The sequence below is a fragment of the Streptomyces antarcticus genome, assembly GCF_026627255.1.
GTDB classification, from domain to species: Bacteria; Actinomycetota; Actinomycetes; order Streptomycetales; family Streptomycetaceae; genus Streptomyces; species Streptomyces antarcticus.
In genome coordinates this window covers 1-12,341 of sequence record NZ_JAPNLM010000045.1, presented here as the reverse complement: position 1 = coordinate 12,341, position 12,341 = coordinate 1, and the positions used below count along the sequence as shown (strand labels likewise).

Sequence of the window (12,341 nt, the reverse complement as noted above, 5' to 3'; positions counted from 1 at the left end):
GCAGCTTCCGGGGCTGGTGTCGTCTGGGGTACGGGGCCGGCGATCTGCGGCTGTGCCGTGTGGGCGCGAGCGACCGGAAGCGATGCTGCAGGCAGCCGGGCCTGAGAACTCCGGCTGCGCGCCCGCTGGGACGGCGTGTCAGACCATGGAGAGCCGGTCCACCAGCAGTTCCACCCTCTGCTCGGTGTCCTCCGGCGGCAGTCGTCCGGCCCGGGTCAGGGTGGCCAGCCCGTGCAGGGCCGCCCAGAACGTCTCGGTGAACAGCCCCGGGTCGACGCCGTCCCCGGCGACGTCGCCGAGGCACTCCAGCAGCGCGGCGAAGGCGTCCTTGAGAGGTGCCGGGGTGTCCTCCTGTGCGTACGGGAGACCGCCGTCGAGCTGGAAGATGGCGTCGTAGACCGCCGGGTTGCGTGCGGCGAAGTCGAGGTAGGCGCGGGCGAGGGCGTACACCCGCTCGCGCGGGCCGTCTGCGGCGGCGGTGGCGGCGCGCACCACCGCGGCTAGCTCGGCGGCGCCCTCCAGGGCGACGGCGCCGATGATCTCCCGTTTGCCGCGGAAGTGGCTGTAGAGGACGGGCTGGCTGTATTCGATGCGCTCAGCGAGCCGACGGGTGGTGACCGCGTCCCAGCCCTGCTGCTCGGCGAGTTCGCGGGCCGTCGCCACGATGAGGCGCTCGCGCTTCGCCCGTTCGCGCTCCTTGCGTTCCTGTACCGACATGATTCGATCCTAGCATCGCTAGACAACCAAGCGGCAGTAGTACTAGCGTTGCCTCGACAGCTAGCAGCACTAGATACCGAGAGGGTCATCATGCTCAACGCACTCGAGGTCGTCACCACCGTGGTCGTCGGCGTGATGGTGGGGGTGGAGTTCTCCGTCGCCTTCGTCATGAACCCGATCCTCAACGCCCTCCCGGAGGACAGTGGCCAACTCGGCCACGCCCACGGGGGCCGGATGCTCGGCGCCGTGATGCCGGTCTGGTACATCGGCTCGCTCGCCCTCGTCGCGGTCTGGGCCATCGCCGGATGGCACCACCACGGCACCGGCCTCGTCGTCACTGCCGGCGCGCTGCTGCTCCTCAGCGTGGTCATGTCGCTCCTGCTGCTCGTCCCGATCAACAACCGGAACAAGACGTGGACCCCCGAGAACCGGCCCGAGGACTGGAAGGAGCAGATGCACCGCTGGGACCGCTTCCACTACGTCCGCGTCGCCGTCATCATCGCCGCCTTCACCCTGCTCGTCGCCGCCCTCGTCTGAGCCCGCGGGCCGGCCCCGCACTGGCGGCGCACGATCCCCGCTCCCCGGGCGGCAGCGGGCCACAGAACTCCCGACATCCGGGAATGCGGCTGCCGCTCAGATCCCACAACTGCGATCCCGACAAACCGCGCCCCTCGATCAGCCGCGTCCGCGCGGCCTGATCAGGCCCCACACGACTCGGCAAGCTCCACGCTCACCAAGCTGACGAAGACTCGCAAGGAGAAGAACAATGTTACTGAAGAAGATCAACACCGTCCTGGCCGCCGCCTTCATCCTCTTCATCCTCTGGTTCGGGGGGGAGTTCATCCTGAGGCCGGAGACGACGGCGCCGGGCTTCGGCCTGCCGAGCTGGCCGTCCGGCGACGGCGACGGCTTCCTGATCATCAAGGGAATCCGCGACGTCGTCCTGGCCCTGGTCCTGGGCATCCTGCTGGTGACGGGCCACCGCCGGGCGCTGGGCTGGGTGCTGCTGGTGGAGGCCCTCGCCGCGTACGGTGACATGACCACCGTGCTGGCCCACCACGGCTCCGTGGCCACCGCGCTGGGCGTCCACGGTCTGACCGCGACGCTGATGGTGGTCAACGGCCTGCTGATAATGCGAGAGACCCGCAAGGCCGCGGCCGCTCCGGCAACGCCCGCCACGCAGCCCGCCTACTGACATCAGCTCGTGGGGTGAATCTTTGCGAAGTCGCTGATGGGTGTGGGTGGGTGGCTGTATTCGTGGTGTGTGAAATATGCGGATGGGGGCGGGCTGACTCCTGCGGGACGTCGGCGCCGGGAGAAGGTACGCATGCAGGCGGCCGAGTTGTTCGAGCAGAAGATCAAGCCGCCGGAAGTCGCACGGCGGCTGCGGGTGAGTGTCAAGTCGGCGTATCAATGGCACCAGGTGTGGCGGGGCGGCGGTGTTCAGGCACTGGCCTCCCGCGGTCCGAGCGGGTCACGATGCCGCCTGTCCCCGCGGACCCTGGAGAAGCTCGCCGCATACCTGGAGGAGGGTCCGGCCGGGCACGGCTGGGTGGAGGAACAGGCGTGGACCGCATCGAGGGTGGCCACGCTGATCGCCAGGAAATTCCACGTCACCTATAGCGTCTCGGGCGCCACCCGGCTCGGCTGATGCACCGGCTCGGGTTCAGCCCGCAAGTCCCCGCCCGGCGGGTCGCCGGGCGCGACGAGCAGGCCGTGAGCGCGTGGCGGGAGGTGACATGGGCGGAGGCAAAAGGGCCCGGGCGGGCCTGCGGGGGGCCACGTCTGCTTCGAGGACGAAGCCGGCTTCACCCGCCGGCCGCCCCGCGGACGGACCTGGGGACGGCGTGGAGTGACTCCGGTCGTCACCATCAACGGCCGGCGCTCGGGGCGGCTGTCGGTGGCCGGGCTGATCGCGATGCGGCCCGGCTCGAGGACCCGGCTGTGCCACCGCCTTCGGACCCACCCCGTCGGCAAAGGCACACGTCGCAGCATGGGCGAGCGGGACTTCACCGCGCTGATCGACGGAGTCCACCAGATGGTCAAGGCCCCGATCGTGCTCGTGTGGCACCGGCTGAACACCCACGTCTCCCGCAGGATGCGCGACCTCGTGGCCGAGCGGGCGTGGCTGACCGTGTTCCTGCTGCCCGCCTGCTCACCCGGCCTGAACCCCGTCGAGCGGGTATGGGCCCACGTCAAACGCAGCCTCGCCAACCTCGCCGTCATGGCCCTCGACCGACTCGCAACCCTCGTCCGCAACCGCCTCAAACGCCTCCAATACCGGCCCCACACCCTCGACGGCTTCATAGCCGGCACCGGCCTGACCCTCACCTGGCGGCAGACCGCCGCTGCCGCCCGCCGTCCTTCGTCCTGACCGCCGGGCAGGCCGCATCCGCCGGGTCGGTGTGAGGAACCGGATTGGCCTCCGGCGGATGGCGCTCAGGACCACATCTGGGCGCTGCGCAGGAGTTGGCTGTGGACCTGTGAGAGGCGGTAGTCGGCCAGGGTTCCGGATCGGACAACCAGGTAGAGGGTGTTGATGGGTGGGAGCTCCGGTTCCAGGAGGGTGACCAGGGCCTCCGAGGAGAGGGCGACGGAGCACAGGCAGCGGGGAAGGACCGAGATGCCCGCCGAGGAGATGACGGCTGACATGACGGCGCGCAGGTCAGGTACGACGACGCTGGGCGCGGTCGTCGGCTGGGCGTCGAAGACGTCCTTCCAGTACTGCCGGATCAGTGGCAGGGTTTCCGCGTACGCGATGAGCGGTGCTTTGGCCACGAGGTCGACGTCGGCCTCCGTCACGCCGAACGGGAACAGCTCTCGCGCCATCGTGGGTGAGGCGGCGAGGATGAGTTCCTCGTCGGCGAGGGGGGTGGCCTCCAGTCCGCGTCTGCGGGGTCGGATCGTGGAGACGACCAGGTCGAGGAAGCCCTCTGAGAGGCGGTCGAGGAGTTCGTAGCTGACGCCGACAGATGTCTTGATGTCCATGCCGCCCGCGGCGAGGCGGGATAAGGAGGGCATGAGCCGTGCGGCGGCCAGTTCCGGTGTTGCTCCGATCCGTAGCGGACGGTTCTCCTCGCCATCGCCGAAGTGGCGGCCGATGGCGATGCTCAGGTTCTTCAGGGAGTCCTGCACGTCCTTGGCGAGGACGGTCGCGCTGGGTGTGGGTACGACTCCGCGCGGAGTGCGCTCGAAGAGTGGAAGGCCGAATTCCAGTTCCAGTCCACGGACCTGTTGGGTGACGGTGGGCTGGGTGATGCCCAGCTGGCGGGCCGCCTTGGTGAACGACCCGGTGTGGTAAACGGCCATGAAGGTTTGAAGCCACAGCAGTTGCATAGAAGGCCGCTCCCCCGTCGGCCTTTCGCATGGCGCGCCCAGCGGCGTGTTCCATGCTGTTATTCGAACAACCCACCGTTCACGGTGGTTGTTCCCTCACGCGGGCCGGAACTCCTCACCCCCCAGGGTCCGTGCCGCGCGCAGCGCGCTGCGCTGGATCTTCCCTGAGGCGGTCACGGGCAGTGCTTCGGCGAACTCGATGACACGGATCCGCTTTTCTTCCGGCAGGTCGTGTTCGGCATGGCTCAAGAGGTCCAGGGCGGTGGCCCGCGTCGCTTCTCGGCCGGAGGTCAAGGTGATGAAGGCCTTGGGGATCCACATGCCGATCGGGTCGGGTACGGGGACGACGGCAGCCTGCTCGACCGCCGGATGGCGCAACAGGACGGCTTCGAGTTCCAGGGGGGCTATGCGGTGGTCGAAGGACTTGAACATGTCGTCGCTGCGGCCGGCGTACCGCAGGGCGCCGGTCGCGTCCTGGGTGACCAGATCACCCGTGTGGTAGCGCCCTCCGGCGAAGACGGCGGCTGTCTTGGGTCCGTCGCCGAGGTAGCCGCTGAGCATGCCGGCCGGCCGGTTGGCGAGGTCCAGGCAGAGTTCGCCCGGATCGCCTGGAGGGGCCGCTGTCCCGCTGCCCGACTGGGCGACGGTGATCTCGTACCCGGGCATCGGCCAGCCCATGCTCCCAGGGCTGGGCCGGTGTCCGGGAGGGTTGCCGATCTGGCAGGTCGTCTCCGTCTGCCCGTATCCGTCCCGCAGCACGACGCCCCAGGACGACTCGACCCGCTCCATCAGCGCGGACTCCAGCGGTTCGCCGGCCGACGTGGCCTCTCGCAGTGTGGTCGGCCGCTCGCCCAGGCCTGCGGCCACCATCCCGCGCCAGCTGGTGGGGGGTGCGCAGAAGGTGGTGACGCCACGCGTGCGCAGGGCGTCGAGGATGGCGGACGGTCCGGCCTGCGGTGAGGAGAGGACGAGCACGGTGGCTTCGGCGTTCCAGGGCACGAACAGGGAACCCCACGAGTGCTTGGCCCAGCCGGGTGCGGAGATGTTCAGGTGGATGTCGCCGGGCTGGACTCCGTTCCAGTACATGCTGGAGAGGTGGCCCACGGGGTGGCTCGTATGGGTGTGGACAACCATCTTGGGCTTGGACGTGGTGCCCGAGGTGAAGTAGCAGAAGAGCGGGTCGTCGGCCCCGGTGGGCGCTCCCGGTACGAACGGTCCCTCCGGAGCGCCGCGCGAGTCCTCGTACGAGGCCCAGCCCGCGACGGGCGGCCCGGTGCATATGCGGGTCCACCCGCCGGGTATGTCGGCGAACTTCCCGGTCAGTCCGCTGTCGGTGAGGACGTGGCTGATGCCCGCGCGGTGGATCCGGTCGGCCAGGTCGGCCGGGGGTGCGTTCGGGTAGGTGGGGACGATGATGGCGCCGAGTTTGATGGCCGCGAGGATCGCCTCCCACAGGGGCAGGACATTGTGGAGGGCGAGCAGCATCCGGTCGCCGCGTCTGACTCCGATCTGGCGGAGCCATAGGGCGACCTGGTCTGAGCGTCGGGACAGTTCGGCGTACGAGATCAGGGTGTCGCCGTCGTCGCCGATGAGGTGAAGTGCTGTGCGGTCGTTGTCGCGGGCGATGATGTCGAACCAGTCCAGGGCCCAGTTGAACCGGACCAGCTCGGGCCAGGTGAAGGCGGCGCGGGCGGTCTGGAGGTCGGTGCGGTGCGTGAGCAGGGTGTCGCGCGCGGCGCGGAAGCGCTCGGTCGGCGTCAAGGTGGTCATGAGATCTGTCCCTTGCCGAGCAGGATCCGGTGGTCGGCGGTGGCGGTGAGGCCGTCGGGGGCCGGCTGCTCTGTCGCCTCGGTGCGCTGGTGCAGCATCGCCTGGGCGATGGCCTCCGCGTCCTGGCGGAAGAGTGTGTTCAGGCCGGGCTTGCCGCTGCCGACCTGGGTGAACCAGCGGGTGTGTTCGGTGGGTATCCCGAGTGCGTAGAGGCCGTCGTGGACCCTGCCGTCCGCCGCGATGGCCCGGAAGGGTGCCTTGGTCACGTTCAGGCCGCCGGTCGGGACGGGTGGCACGGTGTCGGGGCCGGTACGGAAGTACTCCGACACGATTCCGTTGGTGACCAGGGACGTCATCAGTGTGGATCCGTCCCTGTGAAGGTCGGGGGTCGGGATACGGGCGTCGATCAGGGTGGTGGCGATGCGGGCCGAGTCCTGGACCTGCGCCGAGCTGACCCGGAAGCGGCCGGTCGTCTCGTCGGCGGTGAACTGTGCACCGGGACCGGCCACCTCCACCACTCCGGTCTCGATGAGCGCCAGCAGCTGCTCGACCCGTTCGGCGGGTGGGCCGGCGGACAGCAGGGCGTTGACGGGAAGGAAGTCCTGGACGAAGTCCTCTGCGTGGGAGTGCGGGAGCAGTCCGCCGAAGTCGACCGCCTCGCGGACGATGTTGCGGATGTCGCGCAGGACGTCGAGGGCCGCCTTGAGTGGTCCGCGGCTGTTGCCCAGCGATGCTTCGGCGAGGTCGGCGCGCATCAGGGCGAGGAGCCGGCCGGTGAACTCGCCGGGGCCGGCGAAGGTCTGTCCCTCGAAGGGGCGCGCGAGCCGTCGCAGGTCCGGTGTGGGGGGCGGGCCTTCGGCGCCGCTCAGCCGCCACACCTCGCGGTGGACGGTTTCCAGTTCCCGCAGGAGGAGGGGAAAGACGTCCTCGGCGAAGGACAGCTGGTCGCTGCCCGTGCGCTGGATCCGGCGGGCGCGCGCCTGGGCGACGGCCGCCTTCGTCAGGAACCGGGGGCGGTGGGTGTGGTCGGGCGCCTTCTGGTTCACGCCGCGGGCCGGGATCGGCAGTCCGCTGCGGGATCCGGCCACGATGTGCGGCTCGCGGCCGCTCGGGAGGTAGTCGAGGTTTCCCTGCGCGGTGCGCTTGAACTCTCCGCCGCGGCCGACCGTCAGCGCGAGCATCACGTCGTAGAAGGAGAGGCCGAGGCCACGGATCGCCACTGTGCTGCCTGGGGCGATGGCGTTCTCGTCCAGGTCCATGTCGGCAGCCGAGTCGCCGCACACGTAGCGGACGCGACCGCCGCCGTGGGAGGCGGCGAAGTCGAGCATCCGGCGTTCGAAGGCGTCGGGGATGTTGTGCGGATGGCCGGTGGCCAGCAGCACCTGGTCGGCGGCGATCAGATGGGGTGGTGCGTCGACGGCGAGGAGCCAGCCGCCCACCGGACGTGCGGTGAGCGAGGTGACGCGCGCCTTCGTGCCGATGAGCTCGACATGGGCGGGCAGGTGTTCCTCGATGGACCGGTAGACCGATCGCAGGTAGCGCCCGTAGATGCGGCGGGTGGCGTAGCCGTCCGTGTGGAGCGGTGTCTCTCCGGGCTCGGCGCGCGACCATTCCTCCAGGGAGGGTCCGGCTCCCGGTCGCCACGGGCCGTTGTCCGGTCCGCCGCTGTACATGGTGATCTGGCCGGCGACGGTGTTCATCGTGTACCAGTCGTCCTGGTCGGTGCGCCAGACGCGGCCGGCGCCCACCTCGACTCCGTCGATGGCGTGGATCCGTACCGGGCGCGTCGGGTCCGACGCGGCCAGCCGGACGGCCAGGCTTTCGAGGACCGAGAGTCCGCGCGGTCCGGTGCCGATCACCGCGAGTGTCAGGGGGTCGGTGTTGTGGGTGGTCATGGGGGTCAGCCCTTCTGGGAATGGAACGGGCTCAGCGCGCGCTGGCCGGCGTCCGCGCGGTCGAGGGCGGGCCCGTCGAAGGTTCGCTGCACGTGGCCGAGCATGCGCAGGAACCCGTCGGCGGTGAGCCTGGAGGCGCGGGTCGGGAGAACTGTGCGGGCTGGCATGGCACCGGCGTTCAGCCACTGGAGGCGGCCCTCGTCGTCGATGTAGGCGCGGGAGCGCTGCGCGTTGTCGGCGTGCAGGCAGTACGGGACGTCGAGCTAGCCGCGGTTGAAGGCCTGCAGCAGGGCGCGGCCCGGGTCCGTGTCCAGTTCGAGGACGGCGTCGACCAAGGCGCGGGCTTCCGCGTACATGGCCTCGGTCGCGTCGGCGGTCGTGATGTCCGTTGCCTGGACCGGTGCGGAGCCGTCGAGGGCCGTCTCGGCCGCCCGGGCGGCTTCCTCCAGCGCCTGTACGTTGTCGGCGAGGGTGGGGATGCGGTGGGCTTCCGCCGGTGTCTTGACTATGAGCCGCTCGGTACCTGTCACTCGGGCCAGAACGGCGCTGTCGCGCAGCAGGTCCAGGGCTCCCTCCGGGGTCTGCGGGAAAACGCCCATGTCCAGAATCATGCGTGTCACTTCCCAGGGATGCCGTGGTGCTGTGTCAGGTCTATGGGCGTGCCCCGGGCGGTAGGACGCCCGGAGCACGCCGTTCTCATCCGCCGGTGCCGAGGGGCGCCGGGCGGTGTTCACCAGGTCAGGAAGCGGCGGAGGCGACCTGGCGGATGGGCTTCGTCGGCCGGCGGGCGGCGGCCGGGCGGGTTCGGATCGCCAGTACGGTGCAGCCCGGGCCGCTCGACATCTGGTGTTCGGTGCCCGGGCCTTCCACGACAAGATCTCCCTTGAAGTAGGACGTGCCGTCGCTGTGGTCGAGTTGGCCGTCCAGGACGAGCATCAGCTCGTAGCCGAGGTGCTCGTGGAAGTCGCCGTGCGCGGTCGGCGGGAAGCGCAGGAGCAGACCTACGGAGTCCTCACCGGTTTCCGCGTCGGGGGCCCACAGGACGTGGTGTTCGACTCCGGCCCGGCCGGGCTCGGCCCAGGTGGACCATTCGATGTCCTTCAGCTCGAACCCGCTGCGGAAGACGTTCTTGATGTACTCAATCTCAGCCACCGGCTGCCTCCTTGTGCGTTCCGTTGATGTAGTTCTGGGTCTTGGCCCAGACGTCGCGGGCCAGCTTGCGGCCCTGCTCGTCGGCAGCGGTGTGGTCGAACTCCCAGTGCACACCGCCCCACAGGCGGGACTCACCGACCTCCAGCGCGGCCGCGCTGAAGGTGTTCCACTTCAGGCCGATGTCCTGGGCGGGAGCGGCGGTCTCGATCTTCGAGCTGCCGGCCTTGATCGTCCCCGTGGCGCCATAGCGGTCGGAGCCGGTGAACTGCTTCAGGGTCTCCGCCCCGGCGGCGGTGAAGCCGGTGTGGCCGGATCCGTACGCGGCGAAGGCGGGCGTGTTGAGGTAGGGCCGCCACTGGGAACCGTCGATGGTCTGGGTTCCCTTGCCCGGGCCGGCGTAGCCCTGGATCTGCTCGCCCGCCTTGGCGTATCGGATCATGGTGATCGGGCGGGCGTAGTCGTAGTCGACCTTGGTCTTCCAGTCGACGACCCCCTCGTCGCCCTGCGCCAGATTCAGCGCGAAGTACATCTTCACGTCATCGTCGAGCGCGTGGCGGTCGCGCTTGGAAACGAAGGCTGCCCATTCCTGCGGTATCGAGGAGGAGCTGCTGCCCCGGTACTGCCAGTGCTCGGCGATGGCCTTCTGACGCTCGGCCAGGTTCGCGTTGCGCTGGATCTGCGCGTCGATGGCGGCATTCGCATCGGCGGACCCGAACTTCGGAGGGGCGGGCGGAATGTAGGCGGCGGGGTCCTCGATCACGAACGGCTTGACGGTCGCGAAGTGCGGGGTGATGAACCCGTGGGTCGCGCCTCCCACCGTCAGGGGAGCCCAGCGGTCAGGTACGAGCAGCGTCGCCTTGTTGAAGGCGTTGACGTCCTGGGGCGGGTTGACCGGCTGGTAGTAGCCGGCGGGCGTGGCGTACGCCGGCTCCGCCTTCTGCTGCGATCCGTCGTCGTGGCGCACCGTGAGGAGGGCGTCGGTCGCCGTCGCGGCGACGGCGGCGGGCGAGCCCGGCGCCGGAGCCTGGGACCGGGCCTCCCCCGGGTCGTAGCCCTGTGCGCGCAGCTGCTCGTCGAACAAGGCCTGCTGCAGGGGGAAGAGGTCGCTCAGCGCCCGGTGGGCGGCGAAGCTGACCGCCTTCCGCTTGTTGGCCTCGGTTCGTTCCGCCCAGGGACGGCGCAGGTCCCCGCCTCGCTGGGTGCCCACGGCCCGGCGGTCGTACGCGGCCCAGGTGTCGTAGATCGCGGTGTGGACGATGGCGAAGGTGCGGGCGCCGACGGGGGGCGGGGTGGGGTGCGCCGAGCCCTGGTTGTTCACGTTCAGGGCGGAGGTGATCTGCCGGTTCCAGAGCAGGACCGCGTTGTCGCCCCCGCGGACGGCGAAGGACCCGTCCGGGGTGTCGGCGTGCGACGGCGAGCTCAGGGTGGTGGCGAGGAGGGCGACCGCGAGGGCGGAGGAAATACCCCAGCCCATTCTGCGGGACAGCGTGGTGTGGCCGGTTGCCATGCTTTTCGAAATCCTTGGGAGAGTAGGTGCGGAATTCATCAATTCGGCCAGGGAGAGGTCTCGATGATTTCCACAAAGTTGGGGCGTACGTAGCCCTCGGTAAGACGCTCCAGCACGTCGGCCTTGATGTTTCCGAAAGTGGTGGCCGGGCGACGGGTGATGCCGTCGTTGAACGCTTGGACGATGTTCCGCTTGAAGTCGGGGCGGGGGTGCTCGGCCACGACCGCCGCACGGACCTCGTCCGACACGTCGTGGTAGCCGATTCCGAGTACGTCGAGTTCGACTCCGGCGGTGACCAGGGCGATCTCGGGGGCCATGCGGGTGGGAATCTCGGGGGTGGTGTGCAGCGCGATCGCCTCCCACACCACCCTGGCCCGGTCCTCCTCGATCCCGTTGGCCAGGAGGAACTTGCGCGCCTCGTCGGCGCCGTCGATCTCGAAGCGCTGGTCGTTGTCGCGGTAGGGCTCCGTCAGGCCGAGGTCGTGGAACATGGCTCCGACGTAGAGCAGCTCGGCATCGAAGGCGAGGCTGCGGTTGCGTCCCTGGAGAGAGCCCCAGAGGAAGACGCGGCGCGAGTGGTGGTAGATCAGATCGTCGGTCGCTTCACGGATCAGTTCGGTGGCTTCCTTGGCGAGCCGGCTGTCCGGAATCTCGACGTCTGCGATACGGAGGGACATCTTCGACTACCTCTTGACTGGTTGTGAGGGGAAGGGGTCGGGGGTTGGCAGGTATGGGGCAGAAGGCGTGCAGGGGCTGCCTGCTACCACCAGTAGGTGGGGTACACAGGCCCCGGCCGCAGCCGTGCGGCAAGCACGCCCACGAGGACCAGCAGGGCCGCCGCCAGGGCGAGCAGCGGAAGGTAGAGACTGGCGTCCGGCTCGGTGACGACGACGATCACGGCAGTCGCCGCGGCAGGTGAATGCGGGGTGCGGGCGGCCATCATGGCCCCCAGGGCGAGACCGCCGGCGACGGCAGCCGCCCAGAGTGAACTGCCGACGACCGCCCCCACGGCGAACCCGACGCAGGCGGACAGCAGCTGACCACCGATCACGCTGCGCGGCTGCGCCAGCGGCAGGGCGGGCGCGCCGTAGACCAGGGCCGCGCTCGCCGCGAGGGGCGGTATGAGCAGGGCCTGCCCCATGACGAATCCGAGACCGACCAGCGCGACCAGCCCCGCCACCGCAGCTGCGGTGGCCACTGCCACCGCGGCCCACGGCGGCCGGGGCGGAGCCTTGCTGGACCAAGACGTCCGGTCCGCCGTGGACGCGGCCTGGGCACTGGGCACGCTGAGACACCTTTCCCTTGCGAACAGAAGTGGAATCCGGAATACCGATTGCGATCGGTTGACCGCGCCGGCCTTGTACTCCTGGCCGGAAATCGGCGATCGTGCCCAATGCCCCGAGGGACTCGGCCGTTCCGCTCCTCGAAGCTAGATCGCAACGCTCCGGACGGGCAAATAGGGACCCTGATGGGGGGCATAAATTCTTCCTGCCAGAAGTTTTCCTGCGGCGCCCTGTGCCTGACCCGATGGGTCATTCCGCTTGTGCACCGGCATGCACAAAATCCGTTCTTCACAGCCCGGATGCGCATTCCCCTGACGCCCCATGGACATACCCGAGGACGATGACGAGGCCCGGATCCGGCTGCTGGACACAGCGGAAGAATAGTTCTACGCCCACGGCATCCAGGCCGTTGGAATGGACCGGATCCGGACGGCCTCGCGGGTCCCCCTCAAGCGCCTGTACCGGCTCTTCTCGGCGAAGGATCGGCTGGTCGCGGCCTACTTGGAGCGGCGCTGCGGCCGCTGGACGACAAGCCTTCGGGAGGCGATGGCGGCTTAGAGGCGATCTCATTTGGGGGCTTGGGTAGGCTGCCGGTCGTGGTGGGGATTGTTGAGCGGCTGGTGCCGGATGAGTTGTGGGGGCTGTTCCAGCGAGTAGTTCCGGAGGCGCCATCGCGGCCTC

The 12,341-nt window shown here is 69.4% G+C and carries 12 protein-coding genes and 1 pseudogene; 3 read left to right on the top strand and 10 right to left on the bottom strand.

Features of this window, described 5'->3' with window-relative positions:
- Window positions 1-138: 138 nt before the first annotated feature.
- Window positions 139-717, bottom strand: a complete 579-nt coding sequence (locus OTB16_RS36630; protein ID WP_267726911.1) for a TetR/AcrR family transcriptional regulator — start codon at window positions 715-717, stop codon at window positions 139-141.
- 90 nt (window positions 718-807) lie between these two features.
- Here OTB16_RS36630 and OTB16_RS36625 point away from each other — a divergent pair, with 90 nt between their 5' ends.
- From OTB16_RS36625 to OTB16_RS39765, 3 genes and pseudogenes are all read left to right on the top strand, one after another.
- A complete protein-coding gene (locus OTB16_RS36625) occupies window positions 808-1,254 on the top strand; it encodes a DUF1772 domain-containing protein (RefSeq protein ID WP_267726909.1) in 447 nt (148 codons plus the stop codon).
- Between the two features lie 229 nt (window positions 1,255-1,483).
- Window positions 1,484-1,912, top strand: coding sequence for a DUF4267 domain-containing protein (locus OTB16_RS36620; RefSeq protein WP_267726907.1), 429 nt, complete (start codon window positions 1,484-1,486; stop codon window positions 1,910-1,912).
- 69 nt (window positions 1,913-1,981) lie between these two features.
- Window positions 1,982-3,091 (top strand): annotated as a pseudogene (locus OTB16_RS39765) (IS630 family transposase).
- Between the two features lie 65 nt (window positions 3,092-3,156).
- On the opposite strand, the gene OTB16_RS36605 reads toward OTB16_RS39765, so the two are convergent.
- From OTB16_RS36605 to OTB16_RS36565, 9 genes are all read right to left on the bottom strand, one after another.
- Window positions 3,157-4,053, bottom strand: coding sequence for a LysR family transcriptional regulator (locus OTB16_RS36605; RefSeq protein WP_267726905.1), 897 nt, complete (start codon window positions 4,051-4,053; stop codon window positions 3,157-3,159).
- 96 nt (window positions 4,054-4,149) lie between these two features.
- Window positions 4,150-5,823 carry an AMP-binding protein gene (locus OTB16_RS36600; RefSeq protein ID WP_267726903.1) on the bottom strand — a complete coding sequence of 558 codons (1,674 nt, stop codon included), beginning with the start codon at window positions 5,821-5,823 and terminating at the stop codon, window positions 4,150-4,152.
- Complete coding sequence (locus OTB16_RS36595) at window positions 5,820-7,718, bottom strand: FAD/NAD(P)-binding protein (RefSeq protein WP_267726901.1); 1,899 nt, start codon at window positions 7,716-7,718, stop codon at window positions 5,820-5,822. The genes OTB16_RS36600 and OTB16_RS36595 overlap by 4 nt, the downstream gene beginning before the upstream one ends.
- A 5-nt stretch (window positions 7,719-7,723) precedes the next feature.
- Window positions 7,724-7,885, bottom strand: a complete 162-nt coding sequence (locus OTB16_RS36590) for a hypothetical protein (protein WP_267726899.1) — start codon at window positions 7,883-7,885, stop codon at window positions 7,724-7,726.
- 96 nt (window positions 7,886-7,981) lie between these two features.
- A complete protein-coding gene (locus OTB16_RS36585; protein WP_267726897.1) occupies window positions 7,982-8,317 on the bottom strand; it encodes a hypothetical protein in 336 nt (111 codons plus the stop codon).
- Window positions 8,318-8,456: 139 nt separating this feature from the next.
- Window positions 8,457-8,870 (bottom strand): cupin domain-containing protein, encoded by a 414-nt coding sequence (locus OTB16_RS36580; RefSeq protein WP_267726895.1) that lies wholly within the window; start codon window positions 8,868-8,870, stop codon window positions 8,457-8,459.
- A complete protein-coding gene (locus tag OTB16_RS36575; protein ID WP_267726893.1) occupies window positions 8,863-10,377 on the bottom strand; it encodes a vanadium-dependent haloperoxidase in 1,515 nt (504 codons plus the stop codon). The genes OTB16_RS36580 and OTB16_RS36575 overlap by 8 nt, the downstream gene beginning before the upstream one ends.
- Before the next feature lie 38 nt (window positions 10,378-10,415).
- Window positions 10,416-11,054 (bottom strand): HD domain-containing protein, encoded by a 639-nt coding sequence (locus OTB16_RS36570; protein ID WP_267726891.1) that lies wholly within the window; start codon window positions 11,052-11,054, stop codon window positions 10,416-10,418.
- Window positions 11,055-11,137: 83 nt separating this feature from the next.
- Complete coding sequence (locus tag OTB16_RS36565; RefSeq protein WP_267726889.1) at window positions 11,138-11,662, bottom strand: HPP family protein; 525 nt, start codon at window positions 11,660-11,662, stop codon at window positions 11,138-11,140.
- Window positions 11,663-12,341 lie beyond the last annotated feature (679 nt).

What these genes read in the sequence shown, in the direction of transcription:
- OTB16_RS36630 (WP_267726911.1), bottom strand. Translation starts at nt 717, where the DNA reads ATGTCGGTACAGGAACGCAAGGAGCGCGAACGGGCGAAGCGCGAGCGC.
- OTB16_RS36625 (WP_267726909.1), top strand. Translation starts at nt 808, where the DNA reads ATGCTCAACGCACTCGAGGTCGTCACCACCGTGGTCGTCGGCGTGATG.
- OTB16_RS36620 (WP_267726907.1), top strand. Translation starts at nt 1,484, where the DNA reads ATGTTACTGAAGAAGATCAACACCGTCCTGGCCGCCGCCTTCATCCTC.
- OTB16_RS36605 (WP_267726905.1), bottom strand. Translation starts at nt 4,053, where the DNA reads ATGCAACTGCTGTGGCTTCAAACCTTCATGGCCGTTTACCACACCGGG.
- OTB16_RS36600 (WP_267726903.1), bottom strand. Translation starts at nt 5,823, where the DNA reads ATGACCACCTTGACGCCGACCGAGCGCTTCCGCGCCGCGCGCGACACC.
- OTB16_RS36595 (WP_267726901.1), bottom strand. Translation starts at nt 7,718, where the DNA reads ATGACCACCCACAACACCGACCCCCTGACACTCGCGGTGATCGGCACC.
- OTB16_RS36590 (WP_267726899.1), bottom strand. Translation starts at nt 7,885, where the DNA reads ATGCCAGCCCGCACAGTTCTCCCGACCCGCGCCTCCAGGCTCACCGCC.
- OTB16_RS36585 (WP_267726897.1), bottom strand. Translation starts at nt 8,317, where the DNA reads ATGGGCGTTTTCCCGCAGACCCCGGAGGGAGCCCTGGACCTGCTGCGC.
- OTB16_RS36575 (WP_267726893.1), bottom strand. Translation starts at nt 10,377, where the DNA reads ATGGCAACCGGCCACACCACGCTGTCCCGCAGAATGGGCTGGGGTATT.
- OTB16_RS36570 (WP_267726891.1), bottom strand. Translation starts at nt 11,054, where the DNA reads ATGTCCCTCCGTATCGCAGACGTCGAGATTCCGGACAGCCGGCTCGCC.